Here is a 16,618-nt window from a genome sequence, read left to right as displayed (position 1 = left end):
GTCCGCCCGGAAAGCCGCCCCAGTCAGCGACGACGAAATCCGCTCCCGGCGAGAACCAGCGCAGCCCGCAGCGTTCCCACACATCGTGCACAAGGCTTGTGGTGGGAACGGGAAACGCGCGGGAGTCTAGTGCCGGTGAACGGCCTGGGTTGCCGAGATCCAGAGCCAGCGTGCCGGCACCGACCCCGGGTTCCGGTAAGAGTGCGGCGTTCCGGGATCGATCAGGACGGATTCGCCTGCCTGCAGGTTGTAGACGGTTTCCCCTGATTGGAGCTCGAGTTGCCCGTCCAGCATTACGAGGCATTCTTCCTCGTCCGGGTGCGCGTATGGTGCCACGCGGGAGCCTTCGCCGGGCTCCAGCACCGCTTCGATGACCTGGATCGTTTTTGCGTTCGCAGGGGTGACGAGCCGGTCCCGGTAGACCCCGGACGGGTGCTTCACGAGCGCCCGGGGTGCGGGGCTGGCCGCCAAATTTGTTTCATCAGATTCGGCGAGCAGCAGCGACATGGGAACATTCAGCGCCCCTGCTATCCGCAACAGCGACGAGAAGGATGGGTTGGCCTTTTGCCGTTCGATCTGGGAAATAAACCCTTCGGAAAGCCCTGTCTGACGCGCCAGCTCGAGAAGGGTCACGTCCTTGGACCTGCGGATTCTGCGGATACTGGGGCCAGGGGATGTGGCGGCGGGGGTGCCTCCGGAGTTGGCCGTAGGCTCCGCGTCTTCCATGCCGATTGCTCCTTCGCCGATTGTGCCTGCCCGATGACGGCTGGTCAGTACATGACCATATCAGTGGGATTGTGGTGGAACGGAGAGTGCCCTCATGCCACTCTCTTGAGCCTTTCAGCGGCTACGGCGGCGATCAGGACCATGCCAATGACAAGTTCCTGGATGTAGCTGGAGACGTGGAGCAGGTTCATGCCGTTGCTCAGCACGCCCAGGAAGAGGACACCGAGTACGACGCGCCACAGGACGCCTTCACCGCCGAAGAGCGAGGTGCCGCCGAGCACGGCAGCGGCGATGGACAGCATCACGAAGCTTGCACCCAGGGATGCTTCTCCCGAGCCCACACGGGCGGTGAGGAGGATGCCGGCCAGGGAAGCGAGGACGGAGCACAGGACGAACGCCAGTATGACCGTTTTCTTCACGTTAATTCCCGCCACCAGCGCCGCAGCCCGGTTGCCTCCGACGGCGTACATGTTGCGTCCCGGCACGGTGCGGGACATAAAGATCCCCATTCCGATGGCGATAACGATACCGAGGAGCACCGGCACCGGAATCCCCAGAACGGAGGAGGTGGCCAGCACGTCGGAAAAGATCATCGGGAGCCCGATGATGGGGGCGCCCTTGGAAATGATCAGGGCCAGGCCTGTCAGCACCGAGGTGGAACCGAGCGTGGCCATGAAGGACGGAACCTTCCAGAAGGCCACGATGCAGCCGTTCACCAGTCCAACCACTACGCCGAGCAGGAGCCCGGCCCCCAGTCCCAGCAGGACGCTTTCGGGTCCGCCGGAGCTGGCCGCGGTCACGGAGGCCACCACCACGCTTGTCAGTGCGACGGTTGCACCGACGGACAGATCCAGCTGTGCATTGATCAGCACGATCATCTGCCCCATGGCGATGAGGAGAAGGAAAACGGATTGGCGGGCGACGTTGAGCAGGTTTGACCCGTCCACAAAGCGCGGTTCCACGATGGCAAAGACAACGCACATCAGGATCAGAAGGGCGGGCAGGAGGCCGGTGGTCAGGATGAACTGCAGGCTGCGCCGCGCGGTGGCCGGGGCTGCTGTGCGTTGTGGACTAAGTGTTGCAGTCAAGGGTTTCTCTCCTTAAGAGATGGGAAGGGAGGGGTCAGGCCGGGGCTGCGGCGAAGAATGACCTGGCGATGTTTTCTTCGGTGATGTCGGCGCCGGCCAGATGGGCGGCGATGCGGCCTTCGCGCATGACGTAGACCCTGTCGCTGACGCCGATGATCTCCGTCAGGTCGGAGGAGATCACCACCACGCCGTGGCCGGCATCGGCATAGTTGTCGATCAGACGGTAAACATCGGCTTTCGCTCCAACGTCGATTCCCACCGTCGGTTCATCGAACAGGTGGACTTTCGCCGTGCGCAGCCGGCCCCTGGCCAGAACGGCTTTTTGCTGGTTGCCACCCGAGAACTTCCCGGACGTCCGTTCAAGCTGCATGGGCCGCAGATCCAACTCCTCGGCGATGCTGTGCGCCAGTTCATACTCTTTCTGCGTCCTCAGGAAACCCTTCCGGGTGATCTTCGCGGGCCGGTGGGAACCCATGGTCATGGATTCGAAGAGCGGGCGGCCCAAAACAAGGCCCTCGGTCCGGCGGTCCGAAGGATAGTAGACCAGCCCGCGCTCCAGCATTCCTGCCGGTGACGGCTTGGCGATCTGCTCGCCGTCGAGGTTAATGCCGCCGTCCTGAACCGGGTGCAGTCCGAAACAGGCCCGGGCCAGGTCTGATTTCCCGCACCCGAGCAGGCCGGCGACGCCGACGACCTCGCCGGCGCGCACGGTCATTGAAACATCGCGCAGGGTTGCGCTGCCGAGCCCGGAAACCACGAGGAGTTCCCGGCCAGGTTCCCGTCTCGAGTGCTGGTAGAGCGAGCTCGCCGGGCGCCCGATCATCCTCTCGACGATGATGGCTTCGTCCATCGGTGCATTGAGAGTCTCGATGAACTTCCCGTCTCGGAGGACCGAGACGCGATCGGCAATGGCCTCCACTTCATGCATGCGGTGCGTGACATAGAGAATGGCAACACCTCGCCGGGCCAGCCCGGTCACGATGTTCAGCAGCTGCCGGCTCTCGTTCTCGCCCAGCGAAGCCGTGGGTTCGTCCAGGATCAGGAGCCGCGCTTCACCCATCAGGGCACGGGCGATCTCGATCAGCTGCTGGGACGAACGCGGCAGGTCACCGGCACGGGCTTCCAGCGGCAGGTCTGCCCCCAACCCGGACAGGGCGTCGGCAGCGCGCTCGAGCATCTTCTTCCGGTCAACGAGGCCGGACTTAAGCGGCAGTGAACCCAGGGAGATGTTCTCGGCCACCGAAAGCTGCGGGACGATGTTCAGTTCCTGGAACACGGTCCGGATCCCGCCCTTCTCGGCGTCCTGGGGGCCGTCGAAAACTGTTTCGGCACCGTCCAGGGCTATTGATCCGGTCGTAGCCTTGTGAACTCCGCAGAGAATCTTGATCAGCGTTGACTTGCCTGCGCCGTTCTCGCCCATGAGCGCATGGATTTCGCCGCGCTTGATCTCGAAGGAGACATCACTGAGTGCCGTGACACCGGCAAACTTCTTGGTCACATTGCGGATAGCCACTAACGGGTTGGCGGTCATGCCTTCTCACCTCCTGAATACGCCAGGACTCCGTTGACGTATGTGCGTTCCACCCGGATGTTCTTCAGCTCCGCTTCGGGAACGGTATGGGGGTCCCTGTCCAGAACCACCATGTCCGCGGCTTTTCCAGGCACCAGGGAACCGGCCACGTGGTCGAGCCCGATGGCTTTCGCCGCCTCGATGGTGTGCAGCCGGAGAGCTTGCGCCACCGAGATCGACTCTTCCGGTTCGATGTGGTTTCCCCAGTAGCTTCTTCGGGACACCGCCGACCAGATGGTGTGTAAGGGATTCGTCGCACCCGGTTCTCCGCCGAGAGTGATGTCCGAGCTGATGACGGGCGATACGCCTTCGTGCAGTACGGTCCGCAGGGGAAGCCTTCCCGTGCTGCCTGTGGCGGGGAAAAGCATGGGCAGGTAGTCACCGATGAAGTTGTGCAGGAAGCCCGGTTGCATCACGGGGATCACGTTGGCCGCGCGCCATGATGCGATCTCCTCCACCGAATCCAGCACATTGCCCAGGTGCTCGATGCGCACTGGCGGGTGGTCGTGGGCGCCGCCCACGGCGAGAATGGCCTCGATCGCTTCGCGCTGGGCCCTGGTGCCGTTGGTATGGATGGCGATCTGCACGTCTTTGTGGCGCGCAGCCCTGATGGCTTCCATCAGGGCGCCGCGGGAGAGATTAAGTTTGCCCCTGTATCCGGCGCTGTGGCTGTGGTCGGGGGAGTAGTCGTCGAGGCTGGCCGCATTGCGTGCGGAGTATCCCCCGTCCGCGAACACCTTGACGCCCCGGGCCCAGACCCGTTCGGCCCCGCTGCGTGAGGAAAAGCCGGCCACCCAGTCGCACGCCGCCGCGACCGGGAGCAGCGACGGTGCCATGGCGTACAGCGCGATCCGGCCGTTGAGACTGCCGCCCGCGACCGCCGCGTCCAGCGCCTGCACGTTGCGTGCTGATTCGGCCATTTCACCGAGTGACGTAACGCCATGCGCGAGGAAGTCGCTGTGGAAGGTATCCGAATAGAAGCGCGTCAGTTCCTCGACGCTGCTTTCCGGAATCGGCAGCAGGCCGTCAATCTCCGCGACGACGCCGGTCGGCTGGCCGGCGTCGTCAAGGTGGACCACAGGGCTGCCCCACAGGCCTTCACCGCCGGTGATGAAGCGCTCCACCCCGGCCAAGGCCAGGGCAGGGGTGTTGAGCACGGACACGTGGCCGCCGCAGTGCAGGACAATGGGAGTCGTCTTGCTGACCGAATCCAGTTCCAGCCGGGTCGGCAGCCTGCGTTCGGCAATTTTTTGGTCGAAGAACAAGTTGCCGTAGCCGATGAGCCAGTCACCCACAGTCCGGCCCGTGTTCAGCCCCGTCCGCAGGGCATCGAGAACGTCCGCGATGGTTTTGCACGCCGGCACGCGGCAGTCGACGCCCCGGTGGGTTCCGGCCGCGTACTGGGCGAAGTGCACGTGGGGGTCAATGAATCCCGGAAGGATCGTCCGCCCGCCCAGGTCGTGGATGGTGATTCCGTTCCGCTGCAGTTCGCCGGCGTAGGCGTCGTCACCGACGCCGGCGATCTTGCCGTTTTCGACGTAGACGACGCGCGCATTGGGTGCCGCGGTCATGGTGACGACGTTGCCGGTTAGCGCAAAGGCGGTGGCACCCATCACTTGCCCGCTTCAACGTTGAAAGCCGGTGACCATCCCTGCGGCGCGAAGCTTCCGGTGGCGTCGAATTTCGACGTGTTGTCGTAACCGTCCTCCTTGGGCCCGCAGATCAGGAGGGGCTCCGGGGCGTAGCGCTGGATGTTCTTGTCCAGCGGTTTCTGCTCCAGTGTCCGCACCGCAAGGTCCACGGAGATCTTGCCGATCTGGCTGGACTGTTCGGACGGAGCGCATTTCGCCTGCCCGCGCTTGATGAGTTCAACTGCCTGCGGGGTCACGTACGTACCGTATAGTCCGATGTCCTCGGCCTTGCCCTGCTCGGCCAGGAGGGTTGCGGCGACTTCCATGGTGATCGCAGTGCCGACAATTGCATCGATCTCAGGGTTGGCGGACAGGGTGTCCTCCACGAGCTTCAGCTGGACCTCTTTGCCGGTGTCTCCGTACTTGACATCCACAATTTCGACGGCTGAGCCTGCGACAGCCGCCTCGAAGCCCTTCCGGGACCGCTCCGTCCATCCTGCCCCGGCCGGTCCCGGCAGGAGCGCCACTTTCAGCGGCTTCTTCAGTGATGCCAGATGGGTACCGATCATTTTGCCCATGTCCACGTAGTCCTGCAGCACCCGGGCATCCACCTCGGGGGAGGAGACTCCGTTCCCGACGTCGACCACCGCCACACCCTTCTTCTTAGCCTTGGTGATGGCAGGGTTCAGCGACTCGTTGCTGACCGCGCTTAACAGCACCGCGTTTGCGCCGGAGCTGACACAGTCCTCCACCTGCGTCACCTGCTGGGCGACGTTCTCATAGCCTCCCGCGTCCGTGGTGGTGAGGGAGACGCCCAACTGCCGCGCCTGCGTGGCTTGACCATAGTTCATCCCCACCCAGGTCGGGTCCTTCAAATGGGGCAGCACGGAGCAGATGCGCCAGGGCTTGGTGACCTCGCTCCGGCTCAGGGACGTGTAGGTCCCGGGGGTGTTCGGCCCTGTGCAGCCGCGGGGGTCCACTTTGGGGGACTTGCAGTCCGTCAGCAGCGCGGGTGCGGACCAGGATTCGCCGCTGACCGGCTCGGCCTCGGCGCTTGCCGTAGCGCATCCGGAGAGCAGGAGGAGTCCGACGGCGGCCAAGGCAACAATTTTCAGTTTCTGGGTTATCATGCGAGCACGTCCTCCCGGAGGACGCCGGCCGCGGTGTCGATGCGCTGGATCTGCCCGGCGGGAAAACGTTCGGCGGCGAAGTTGATGGACCCCTGCACCCGGCGGGATGCCGTGAGCTTCCTGACCAGGGCGGACCGTGCATCCATGAGACCCTTGGGCCACATGGTGCCGACCTTGCCATAGACGCGGGAGTAGCGCTGGACTCCTTCGCTCATCTCGCGCTGGCCTTCCTGCCACGACTTAAGGGCGAAATCGATGCTGCTGCTGTTTGTGACCGCAATGGCCAGGGCCACGGCATTGGTCATCGCGACGCAGGCCGCCTGACCCAGGTTCGGTGACATGGCGTGGGCGGCGTCCCCCACCAGTGCCGTCCGGCCGCTGTACCACTGGCTGACGTGCACATCGTGGAAAGGCGCCCAGCGTCCTTCGGTGTCGAAGGGGATCCGCTCCAGCTGGGAGCGGAACTCCGGGAAGCTTTCGATCCACGTGGCAGCGTTGAACGGATTCTGTTCGCGGCCCTCGACGTCGTTCGCAGGGCAGCAGAGGAAGACATACGTTTCGTCCGGTGAGCACGGGATGATGCCGATGCGGCGTCCGCCGTTCCACTGCTCGATGGTCTGGTGGACCGGATCGTCGCCCGTCCGGGGGATAAGGTGCCGCCCGCCGCCGTCGCGCAGATCCACAAGTTTTTGGCGCAGGCCGAGCGAATCCCGGACCTTGGAGAACACGCCGTCGGCCCCGATGGCAAGGTCAGCCGGGTACTCCTGACCGCCGGCCGTGGTCAGCGTCCCGTTCGGAGTGGCCCCGGTGACCGGCGAGTCGGTGACGATCTCCACACCCTGGCGGCGGGCCGCGTTAAGAAGACTCTGGTAGAGGTGCCGCCGGCCGACAGTGTAAAGGCGGTGGTTCCGCAGCCACTCGTCCTGGAGCGTGCTGCCATCATGGTCCCGCAGGAACGGAACCTCAACCTTCTCGGCCCGGGAGACAACTTCCTCGTATGCCCCGATGGCTTCCAGCGCCCGGAGGCCGTTTTCCCACAGGTAGATTCCAGCCCCGATCTCCCGGAGGATGGACCCTTTTTCGTGTACACGGACCGAACACCCGGCTTTGCCGAACGCCGCCGCTGCAGTCAGCCCCGCCAGACCGGCACCCGCGATTTCGATATGCATATAGGTGGCTCCTTTGCCGTCCCTTATCTGGATCTGCATTTCAGATCCCTTGGAGATGCTAATCACAAAAACTGTGATCAGCAATACTTTTCTTAGATCTCATCAAAGTTTTTTAACCACACCGCTGTGTTCGCGCAGAGCTGCGTCTCCCGAGGACAGGCAAGCGGCTCGGCGGCCGGAGCGTCCGACCGGGAGGTTCTTGCCTAGTGGGCAGCGGAAGAACGATTCCTTGCTGATTCGAGCTGGATGACCAGTTAAGGGCTCGGCAGGGGCACAGGCGCTCGCAGCCGAAGGCCAGGATGGCCGCGCCGGCAGGGGCAGGTGTGCAGGTCCGCGGCCCTCCCGGATGAAACGCTGGCGCGGCATTGCGCCAATGAAGCCTGGCCGCCGACCACGGGACGCGGGACGCGCTCGGGTGGCATCAACTCGCTCGATCAAAGACCCTAAGCGTGAGGCAGGGACTCCGTAACCACCTGGACGCCGTCGCCCTCGTGGATAAGACGCCGCCCTGCTCCAGCATCCAGCCAGATCCAGAAAGCGGACCCGTCGGGCATCCACTCGTCCAGGACACCGTCAATCGCGGGACGGCCACAGCTTTGCAGGCAGACGCGGCTTCCGGCTGGAACAGTTTCCGGTCCCGCTATCCACACATCGCGCCCCTGAGAGGTTTCGCCATCATCGGAGGCGGATACAGCCTGACCCGGAGAACTCGCAGGAAGGCCCCGGAATCTTTCTCGTTCTGCCAACTGCCTGTCCCTCCTTCCACCGATCGGCTGGACCGGAGGCGCCGGCCACTCCACAAGAACTGTTTTTCGCGGCTTGTCAGTTGACGGGCGCGGAATTGATGAGGCGGTGTAAGCCGTCCGGCGCCGCACATACGTTCCGCCCGGAGAGGATTGGGGGGCACCACTCCGGGCGGAACTGAAACAAGATATCAAATAGTTGCTGCGCAAACAATTCGTGCACGAATCAAGTTGGCTGGCCGCACCTCGAGTTCTCTGAAGCATCGCAGGCGCGGCACCGCACAGCTCGTCCAGAATCTGCTTCTCCACCGCCATGTCCGATCGGACGGCCTCCAGGGCGGCACCGCTAAACGGACCGGAGAAGGGGCGATCAATGGAAGTGTTACGAGAAGGGTGCGCCGCAAGGACCACCACGCGTTCCTTTGCGCAATTATTCTGCGCCTATTCTGCGCCGCGATGAACCGAGCGCCGTCGTCGAGGAGGTCACTGAACGGATCGACGCCGAACTCGCCCCGTTCGCCGACACGGTCGAGCAGTTGGTGACCGTCCCGGATATTGACCGCAAAGGCGCTGCGGTGATCATCGCCGAGACAGGTGGTGACATGACCAGGTTCCGGACCGCCGCGCATCTAGCTTCGTGGACGGGAGTACGCCCTGGCAGCCACGAATCCGGCGGAACCAAGAAGCCACGCAGCCAGCGAAACGGCAACAAAGCACTCGGAGCTGCCCTCGGCATGCGGCCATGGGAGCAGCCCGGACCAAAAACCCCTACTTTCGCGAACGCTACTACCGGTTCGCTGCGATGGCCCGTTGTTTGCCTCGGCTGGCATAGACACGCGTGGAGACACGCCCCGCCCGACGGGAGTGCCAAACATGGATAAGGAATGCTGCAAGAATGCGTGTATTAGCTCTTTCTGTGGCTTGGTGGCGCTCACGTTCCGGGTCTGAAGGTGCAACGCTTATTAGCCATGCTGTCAGCGCGTGGCGCGAGGGGCGGTGGAACCGCGTATCACTAGCCTTGGTTCCAGCGGAGGGATGTCTCCCTCCGCCTCCTCTTTGATCATGGCCAGGACTCGGCCTACAGCTGTGTGGCCGATCGCTTCGAAGTCAAGCCGTACGATCGTCAGTGTCGGCCGAAGATACGGTGCTTCCTTGACGTCGTCGAATCCCACAACGCTGACGTCGCCCGGCACGTTGCGTCCGGCGTCGTCCATGGCCTTAATCACGCCGAGCGCGAAGGGGTCGTTGGCGGCAAAGACCGCCGTGACGTCCTTCCTTGCGGCAAGGTCACGTCCCACGCGGTATCCCTCCGCGGCCGACCAATCGGTCGTTGCGAGCGGCGTCGGAACGACTCGTCCGGCCGCGCCCAGTTCCGCCGCCCATCCCTGGACCCGGGCGGATGTTGCCATCCAACCCGGCGGGCCTTGAACATGCCACACCGTCTCGTGCCCGAGGTCCAGCAAGTGGCGCACCACCATCCGGGCCCCGCGCACTTCGTCAACCGAAACGCTTGTCGGGCTCGGGTGCGATCCCTGCTGGAAGGTCACCACGGGGACACCGATGTCGAGGCCCTCAAGCACCGTGATCGCATCCAACAGGGGCGCGAGCACGATTACGCCGTCAACCGTGTCCGAATTGATGGATTCGAAGGCGGCCCGAATATCCCGCCGTTCGAGACTGGCCAACGTGACTAAACGCGTCGCATAGCCATGTTGCCGGGCTTCTTCCGAAATACCGTACAGGGCCACCGTTGGGCCCAGGACCGACAGTTCGAAGCTGACAACACCGATCGTCATGGTCCGGTTACTGGCGAGAGCCGCGGCCGCGGGATTCCGGCGGTACCGCAATTGCGCGATGGCGTGCTCCACGCGTTGACGGATGTCCGGATCCACATTCGTCGCTCCCCTGACAACCCGTGACACCGTCTGCTGGGACACCCCGGCAAGCCGGGCAACGTCCGACATCCGCGCAGCCTTTGACCTGGAAACCAGCCGCTCCCCCCGCCCATTGGAGTTCCGGGCTTCTGAGGGTACGGGGGTCGTGGACACCACTCCATTATCCCCGGCTACCCTTGACCGACTCGGCATGATGACCCCCGGCGTTGCGCCGGCTGTCACCGACGCCGGTACCGCAGGACTTCGGGATGCTGGTCGTACGGCCGAGAAACGCCCGCTCTACGGCCAGATTCTGGCCCGGGTCTTCACCACCAAGGCTAATCCGGGAACGCCAGCGCGAAGGTATCGCCCTGGCCAAGCCGCGCGACGCCTACCGCGGACGGAAGAAGACCCTCACCCCGGAACGAGCCGCCGAACCGGTTCAGCGGGCCGCCAGTGGAAGTCCTGAATCGGCCCTTGCCAGCGATTACGGCATCAGCCGGGAAACGGTGTACCAGTACCTGCGCCAGGCCAGGTCGGCGGAGGCATTTCCCCTACGGACCGGAACCTGAACCGCGTCATCTTGACGAAATCACGGTTATCGGCGAGCTCGCTCGATGATTTTGAGGACTTCCACGGCGTCGCTGGGATCAACAGGTGGGCTACCCCCGGTTTGTAGGGCATGCGCCAGCTGCGTATAGAACCGGGGATAGTCGCCCCGGCGGGTCGGCTGTTCCCGCAAGGATCCGGCCACACCTACTTTCCCCCAACTTTCCGGAGGTTCAATGCCGTATTCAGGATCGGTTGGGAGTACGCCCTCTTCCAACGCCTTTTCCTGTCCGTCAAGTCCCCATTTCGTGTAGGCGGCCTGGGAGCCCAGGACGTGGAAGCGGGGACCTAGCCGGGCAGCCTGTCCGTTCATCCACAGGCGGGACCGCGTTCCGGACCGGTGCAGAAGCGAGAGGAAGGCATCCTGGTCTGCATCGGACTCATCGGGATCGCCATGACGGGCGGTTTCCCCGTAGACTTCCGCGACTGGGCCAAACAACTGGATGGCCTGGTCGATCAGGTGGGCGCCGAGGTCGTGAAGTATCCCTCCGCCCTCAGCCAGCAGGGCTGTATCCCGCCAGTTCCGGAACCCCTCGGGCCTCCACCACTCGAAGCGGGATTCAAACGTGCGGACTTTGCCAAGCTTTCCGTCGCGAATCAGCTGCTTGAGGGTAAGGAAATCACCATCCCATCGGCGGTTCTGGAACACGGTCAGGCACCGACCGGCGTCATTCGCCGCGGCAATGAGCTCTTCACCATCTTCAGAGCATGGGACGAACGGTTTGTCGACAACGACGTGCAGACCGCGTTCGAGGGCTGCCTTGGCCAGTTGTTTGTGGTTGAGGGGAGGTGTGCCGATGACGACCACATCCAGGGCCAGCTCCCCTTCATCAACCCTGGCAAACAGTTCCTCGGGGGTGGGAATGATGCGGGCCTGCGGATAGCTTGCCCGAGCAGCACGAGTCCTTCCTGGGTCTGAAGTGACGATGGCTTCCAGAACGTAAGAATCGCTCGCCTGAATGAGCGGGGCGTGGAAGACGCAGCCGGATATGCCGAAGCCGATAATTGCGGCCCGCAATGAAGGCCTGTCGCTTCCTCTTGCTTCTTTCGGGTCTGATTTGTCGTCTTCGCCGGTCAGCGCTGGCTGGCGGATCATTGAGCATCCTCTTCGGTCGGATGGTGAACACAGTTGAGTAATCTGTCCGGGGTTCGCGCCAACGTCTCCGGCGACAGGCCTGCTACAGCTGAGCATTGGTGCAGAATTGGCCGGGGCCCACGAGACACGTGATCCCCGGCCAATTCCCCCACGTTAGGCCTTGTAGCCGGACGGCGGCGTGAGAACACCCCGCTCGATGAGCTTCTTGATGTTGGCAGCCCGTGTTGAGTCTTCCCGGGCCAGCCAGTCCTCACCGGGAGGTGCGTCGAGGTACTGGTTCTTCGGGTAGATCGGGTTGTCGTAAATGACCCTGTACTGCTCGGTGCGCAGGTCCTTGTACTGGTTGTACAGGCCGTTCGAGACACGGGCCCGGCGGAGTGCCTCGATGTCGATCGTGGTGCAGACGAACGAGTCGCCCGAGGTCCAGCCCTGCTGCTTGGTGAGGATCTGGCCGCGTGGACCGACGATCATGGACTGGCCGCCGAACAGGTCCTGCATGCTCCCGTCATCGCGGACTTCGGGCCCCAGGTTCGGGGCGACGACGTACGCCGAGTTGAACATGGCGTGTGCCCGGTTCTGCAGTTCCCACATACCGTTTTGGACGGCCGGCTCGATCAGGGTGCCCCGGATAATGATCTCGGCGCCGTTCATCGCGAGCCCACGCGGCACCTCGGGGTAGACACCCTCGTGGCAGATGGCGTACCCGATGTTGCCGATCTCGGTCTTCGCCACCGGGAAGATGGCGTCCATTGCGTTGCCGTTTCCCTTCTTTTCAATCCACTCGTCCCACACGTCGTGCGGGTTCATGTTGCCGAGCATGCCGCCCTCGTAGGCATCACTGGTGGCCTTGTAGCGCTTGTAGATGATCTCGCCCTGCGGATCGATGATGAAGGCGACATTGAAGTGGCGGTCCGGGAAGTCCTCGTCCTTGACCATGTACAGTTCGGCAGCGATGTAGGTGTTGAGTTCCACGGCTTTTTTCGCCAGCTCGTCTGTCTCCGGCCCGGGAATCGTCACGGCAAAGTGGCGTTCCTTTTCGCGGTTTCCTGGCGTGTTTGCGATCATGCCCTGGATCGCCATTTCGGGCAGGACTACCAGCTTGACCGGAGAGCCCTCCCAGGCCCCGACCATGACTGCCGTGTCGATGAATTCGTTGATGCGCTTGACGTTGGCAACGCCGTCACCGGGATTCTTCACATTGATTGTCCGCGGCGAAACCGCAACGACGACAAATGGATCGACCATTGTTTTTTCTCTCTTTTCTCTTCTTTGAGTACCCGAGTTAGCGCTAACTCACGGTATTCCGGTTAGGTAGGGAATTGCAAGACCCGGGGGTCATTGATTTTCAGAAATAGGGCAGGAGCCCTTGGGGGCCCAGAGCCGGGAGTTTAGCCCTGGGTATGGGTGCAGGCAGGCGCGGTTGGTGTCAGCGCCGGCTACGGGGCGGCGCTGTGGTGTCGCGGAGCATGAGGAGCGGTTCCAGCAGGGGGATGTCCCCCTCCGCCTCCTCCTTGATCATGGCGAGGATGCGGCCTACGGCGATGTGGCCGATGGCTTCGAAGTCCAACTTCACCGTGGTCAGTGCCGGCCGGAAGAACGGTGCTTCCTTGACGTCGTCGAATCCCACAACGCTGACGTCTCCCGGCACGTTGCGTCCGGCGTCGTCCATGGCCTTAATCACGCCGAGCGCGAAGGGGTCGTTGGCGGCAAAGACCGCCGTGACGTCCTTCCTTGCGGCAAGGTCACGTCCCACGCGGTATCCCTCCGCGGCCGACCAGTCGGTCGTTGCGAGCGGCGTCGGAACGACTCGTCCGGCCGCCCCGAGTTCCGCCGCCCATCCCTGGACCCGGGCGGATGTTGCCATCCAACCCGGCGGGCCTTGAACATGCCACACCGTTTCGTGTCCGAGGTCCAGCAAGTGGCGCACCACCATCCGGGCCCCGCGCACTTCGTCAACCGAAACGCTTGTCGGGCTCGGGTGCGATCCCTGCTGGAAGGTCACCACGGGGACACCGATGTCGAGGCCCTCAAGCACCGTGATCGCATCCAACAGGGGCGCGAGCACGATTACGCCGTCAACCGTGTCCGAATTGATGGATTCGAAGGCGGCCCGAATATCCCGCCGTTCGAGACTGGCCAACGTGACTAAACGCGTCGCATAGCCATGTTGCCGGGCTTCTTCCGAAATACCGTACAGGGCCACCGTTGGGCCCAGGACCGACAGTTCGAAGCTGACAACACCGATCGTCATGGTCCGGTTGCTGGCGAGAGCCGCGGCCGCGGGATTCCGGCGGTACCGCAGTTGCGCTATTGCGTGCTCCACGCGTTGGCGGATGTCCGGATCCACATTCGTCGCTCCCCTGACAACCCGTGACACCGTCTGCTGGGACACCCCGGCGAGCCGGGCAACGTCCGACATCCGGGGAGCCTTTGACCTGGAGGCCAGCCGCTCCCCGCGCCCATTGGAGTTCCGGGCTTCTGAGGGTACGGGGGTCGTGGACACCACTCCATTATCCCCGGCTACCCTTGACCGACTCGGCATGATGACCCCCGGCGTTGCGCCGGCTGTCACGGACGCCGGTACCGCAGGACTTCGGGATGCTGGTCGTACGGCCACTCGGCCCCCTCCACCATGTACTTGCGGGTGGTGTAGCTGCCGTCCATGGTTGAGGCGAGCGACGGAGGTCCGTCGAAGCCGATAACACCCCAACCGACGCGATTCTCGTTGCCTCCGTACGCCGGGTCGCCGTAAAACCCCTGACGGGTATTTAGCACGAGCAGCGGGAAGAACTCCAGGAAGTCCTCGTTGACCGGCTGGTTTCCTGCCGGCGCGCCCCCAAGACCAACGTCGGAGTGCTCCAATGAAAAAGCGTGTGGCTTCGCTGCGCCCGAAAGTGTCTCGAGCACCGCGTCCTGGTCCTCTGCCGGAAGTTCGAGGAACTCGACGTCGGCACGCTCTTTCGCCAGCCGGTCCAACTCCACAACGCCCTCGCGGTAAAACTCCCGGCGCTGCTTGATGCGTTCCTGCCACGCGGCCTCGTCGCGGCCCTCCATCCGGAGGAACCCGTTGCCGTCCGCGGCCGGGAAGATGAACTGCGTTCCCGCGAGCATCCGGTCAATGAAGCGCACGACCTTGGCCTCACGCGCGCCCGGGTGGTGGTCGGTGGGGATGATCCGGGCCGTTGCGGCCTCGATCGTATTCCACTCGTGCTCGGTGAAGAATACCGGCCCGTCGACGTCCCGGGTTGAGATGGGTACCGTAGCCCATTCCGCCTGTCCCATGTGAGATCTGTCCTTTCGTGTGTGAGGTGCGAATCAGTTTTCGGACCAGCCGTGGCGGTCGACCTGGAGGATGCGGTCAGAGCACCGCCAGGCGTTCGCCATGATCGTCAGGGCCGGGTTGATACCGGTCGCGGTCGGGAAGAAGCTCGCGTCGAAAACGTAGAGGTTTGGTACCTCGTGCGAGCGGCACCAGCGGTCGACGACGGACGTTGCCGGGTCGTTGCCCATGCGGGCGGTGCCCAGTTCGTGCGAGGTGTTGCCCGTGATCCGCTCCATGTTGACCGGAATGACCTTCTTCGCCCCGGCGGCCTCGAGGATCTCCCCGTTCTTGGCGACCTGCCAGCGTTCCTGGGCAAAGTCGTTGGAGTGGGGCGTATGGGTAATGCGGGCCACCGGCAGACCCCACGCGTCCTTGACGTTCGGGTCAAGGTCGACGCGGTTGTCCTCAACGGGCAAATCGTGCAGCAGGACACCGATCTTCATGCTGTGGTTGAAGAAGTCACGGTCAGCGTCCTTCGCCGCCTGGCCCCAGGTCGGCCTGCCGGGGAAGCTCCAGTTCACCGGGTGGCCGATCATCGACGGGAAGATCAGCGACCCCAGAATGTGGCCCCGGCTCTCGTCCGTTTCGTAGAAATCGAAGGAACACAGGCTCATGTAGTGGCCCGCCCACCCGTACAGCGGGTCACTCACCTCACGGTCGAACAAGCCAACGGAGAAGGAGTACTGGTGGAAGGTCGCGTTCTTTCCGACCATGCCGTTGCCGTTGCCGAGGCCGTCCGGGAAGAGCCCTGACTTCGACATGAGCAGCAGGCGAGGAGTCTCGATGCCGCCGCCACAGACGATCACGGCCTTCGCGTGCTGGACGAATTCGTCGCCGTCCTCGTCCTGGTAGCGCACACCGGTGGCGCGGCCGTCCTTGCCGACGAGTATCTCGCTGACGTAGGAGTCGGGGCGGAGGTCGTAGCGCCCGGTCGCAACCGCGTCCGGGATGAAGCTGATCAGCGTCGATGATTTGCCGCTGCCCGGGTCGGGGTATTGCTGCCAGAAGCCGTTTTCACTGAAGGGCTGCCGCCCCCGGTAGGGTTCGGTCACCATGCCCTGCGGCATGGGGAACGTGCCGTGGCCGAGCTTGGACATCGCGGTGGCGAAGGTTCGCCCGATCTGGCTCAGCGGTGACGGCTTGGTCGGGTAGCCGCGGCTTCGCCACGCTTCCCACTTGTTCGCCCCCGCCAGGCCCGACGTGCCGAACTCCCACTCAACGCGCGTATAGTACGGCTCCAGCTCGTCGTAGGAGATAGGCCAGTCGACCAGGCTCGCGCCCGGAACATCGCCATGCAGGCTGCGCAGCTTGAAATCGCTCTCGGCCATGCGCGGAACCATGCCACCCCAGTGGGTGGTGCCTCCGCCCACCACCTGCGGGGTGGCGGAGAAGTTGGTGATTTCCGCCTCGACCTTGTCGTTGGGGCGGTAGGTCCGCGGCTTGACCTTCGGGTCCTGCCAGATGAAATTCCGGTTGAGGAACTTCAGCTCGTCACCCGAGGCGTGCTCGGGCTTCAGCCATGGCCCCCGCTCCAGGCCCACCACCTTCAGGCCAGCCTCGGACAGCACCTTTGCCGCGGTGGCCCCGCCGGCGCCTGCGCCGACGATGACGACATCCACCGGCTCAGGCTGCTTCTTCCTGGTCATTATTTTGGTTTCCT

At 63.7% G+C, this 16,618-nt stretch carries 13 protein-coding genes and 1 pseudogene; 2 read left to right on the top strand and 12 right to left on the bottom strand.

Features of this window, described 5'->3' with window-relative positions; translation table 11 throughout:
• Positions 1-126: 126 nt before the first annotated feature.
• The 6 genes from AC57BR_RS17175 to AC57BR_RS17150 form a co-directional block, all read right to left on the bottom strand.
• The gene (locus AC57BR_RS17175; RefSeq protein WP_496362682.1) at positions 127-726 is read right to left on the bottom strand and encodes a helix-turn-helix domain-containing protein; all 600 of its coding nucleotides are present in this window, start codon (positions 724-726) and stop codon (positions 127-129) included.
• Between the two features lie 92 nt (positions 727-818).
• Complete coding sequence (locus AC57BR_RS17170) at positions 819-1,814, bottom strand: ABC transporter permease (protein WP_496362680.1); 996 nt, start codon at positions 1,812-1,814, stop codon at positions 819-821.
• Positions 1,815-1,848: 34 nt separating this feature from the next.
• Positions 1,849-3,345, bottom strand: a complete 1,497-nt coding sequence (locus AC57BR_RS17165; RefSeq protein ID WP_496362678.1) for a sugar ABC transporter ATP-binding protein — start codon at positions 3,343-3,345, stop codon at positions 1,849-1,851.
• Positions 3,342-4,997, bottom strand: a complete 1,656-nt coding sequence (locus AC57BR_RS17160) for an amidohydrolase (protein WP_496362676.1) — start codon at positions 4,995-4,997, stop codon at positions 3,342-3,344. Before AC57BR_RS17160 ends, AC57BR_RS17165 begins: the two co-directional genes overlap by 4 nt.
• Complete coding sequence (gene torT, locus AC57BR_RS17155) at positions 4,997-6,145, bottom strand: TMAO reductase system periplasmic protein TorT (protein ID WP_496362674.1); 1,149 nt, start codon at positions 6,143-6,145, stop codon at positions 4,997-4,999. The genes AC57BR_RS17160 and torT overlap by 1 nt, the downstream gene beginning before the upstream one ends.
• Entirely contained in the window at positions 6,142-7,314 is a 1,173-nt protein-coding gene (locus AC57BR_RS17150) for an FAD-dependent oxidoreductase (protein ID WP_496362672.1), read from the bottom strand. The genes torT and AC57BR_RS17150 overlap by 4 nt, the downstream gene beginning before the upstream one ends.
• Before the next feature lie 1,282 nt (positions 7,315-8,596).
• Here AC57BR_RS17150 and AC57BR_RS17145 point away from each other — a divergent pair.
• On the top strand, positions 8,597-8,938 hold the full coding sequence (locus AC57BR_RS17145) for an IS110 family transposase (protein WP_496363343.1): 342 nt from the start codon (positions 8,597-8,599) through the stop codon (positions 8,936-8,938).
• Between the two features lie 93 nt (positions 8,939-9,031).
• Here AC57BR_RS17145 and AC57BR_RS17140 read toward each other — a convergent pair whose 3' ends face one another.
• Positions 9,032-10,021 (bottom strand): LacI family DNA-binding transcriptional regulator, encoded by a 990-nt coding sequence (locus tag AC57BR_RS17140; RefSeq protein WP_496362670.1) that lies wholly within the window; start codon positions 10,019-10,021, stop codon positions 9,032-9,034.
• Between the two features lie 248 nt (positions 10,022-10,269).
• On the opposite strand from AC57BR_RS17140, the pseudogene AC57BR_RS17135 reads away from it, so the two are divergent.
• Positions 10,270-10,503: pseudogene (locus AC57BR_RS17135) on the top strand (helix-turn-helix domain-containing protein); the annotation flags it as partial.
• 26 nt (positions 10,504-10,529) lie between these two features.
• Here AC57BR_RS17135 and AC57BR_RS17130 read toward each other — a convergent pair.
• From AC57BR_RS17130 to AC57BR_RS17110, 5 genes are all read right to left on the bottom strand, one after another.
• Positions 10,530-11,636 (bottom strand): Gfo/Idh/MocA family protein, encoded by a 1,107-nt coding sequence (locus tag AC57BR_RS17130; protein WP_496362668.1) that lies wholly within the window; start codon positions 11,634-11,636, stop codon positions 10,530-10,532.
• A 153-nt stretch (positions 11,637-11,789) separates the two neighbouring features.
• Complete coding sequence (locus AC57BR_RS17125) at positions 11,790-12,881, bottom strand: nitrilase-related carbon-nitrogen hydrolase (protein WP_496362666.1); 1,092 nt, start codon at positions 12,879-12,881, stop codon at positions 11,790-11,792.
• A gap of 181 nt (positions 12,882-13,062) precedes the next feature.
• Positions 13,063-14,055 carry a LacI family DNA-binding transcriptional regulator gene (locus AC57BR_RS17120; RefSeq protein WP_496363341.1) on the bottom strand — a complete coding sequence of 331 codons (993 nt, stop codon included), beginning with the start codon at positions 14,053-14,055 and terminating at the stop codon, positions 13,063-13,065.
• Positions 14,056-14,204: 149 nt separating this feature from the next.
• A complete protein-coding gene (locus AC57BR_RS17115) occupies positions 14,205-14,918 on the bottom strand; it encodes a gluconate 2-dehydrogenase subunit 3 family protein (protein WP_496362664.1) in 714 nt (237 codons plus the stop codon).
• A gap of 33 nt (positions 14,919-14,951) precedes the next feature.
• Positions 14,952-16,604, bottom strand: coding sequence for a GMC family oxidoreductase (locus AC57BR_RS17110; RefSeq protein ID WP_003798247.1), 1,653 nt, complete (start codon positions 16,602-16,604; stop codon positions 14,952-14,954).
• Positions 16,605-16,618 lie beyond the last annotated feature (14 nt).

This window comes from Arthrobacter sp. BGA-UO-ETr-C19, assembly GCF_059568005.1.
This window is presented reverse-complemented; position numbering and strand designations above follow the sequence as displayed.

What these genes read in the sequence shown, in the direction of transcription:
- AC57BR_RS17140 (WP_496362670.1), bottom strand. Translation starts at nt 10,021, where the DNA reads ATGTCGGACGTTGCCCGGCTTGCCGGGGTGTCCCAGCAGACGGTGTCA.
- torT (WP_496362674.1), bottom strand. Translation starts at nt 6,145, where the DNA reads ATGATAACCCAGAAACTGAAAATTGTTGCCTTGGCCGCCGTCGGACTC.
- AC57BR_RS17130 (WP_496362668.1), bottom strand. Translation starts at nt 11,636, where the DNA reads ATGATCCGCCAGCCAGCGCTGACCGGCGAAGACGACAAATCAGACCCG.
- AC57BR_RS17110 (WP_003798247.1), bottom strand. Translation starts at nt 16,604, where the DNA reads ATGACCAGGAAGAAGCAGCCTGAGCCGGTGGATGTCGTCATCGTCGGC.
- AC57BR_RS17165 (WP_496362678.1), bottom strand. Translation starts at nt 3,345, where the DNA reads ATGACCGCCAACCCGTTAGTGGCTATCCGCAATGTGACCAAGAAGTTT.
- AC57BR_RS17115 (WP_496362664.1), bottom strand. Translation starts at nt 14,918, where the DNA reads ATGGGACAGGCGGAATGGGCTACGGTACCCATCTCAACCCGGGACGTC.
- AC57BR_RS17125 (WP_496362666.1), bottom strand. Translation starts at nt 12,881, where the DNA reads ATGGTCGATCCATTTGTCGTCGTTGCGGTTTCGCCGCGGACAATCAAT.
- AC57BR_RS17120 (WP_496363341.1), bottom strand. Translation starts at nt 14,055, where the DNA reads ATGTCGGACGTTGCCCGGCTCGCCGGGGTGTCCCAGCAGACGGTGTCA.
- AC57BR_RS17150 (WP_496362672.1), bottom strand. Translation starts at nt 7,314, where the DNA reads ATGCATATCGAAATCGCGGGTGCCGGTCTGGCGGGGCTGACTGCAGCG.
- AC57BR_RS17175 (WP_496362682.1), bottom strand. Translation starts at nt 726, where the DNA reads ATGGAAGACGCGGAGCCTACGGCCAACTCCGGAGGCACCCCCGCCGCC.
- AC57BR_RS17160 (WP_496362676.1), bottom strand. Translation starts at nt 4,997, where the DNA reads ATGGGTGCCACCGCCTTTGCGCTAACCGGCAACGTCGTCACCATGACC.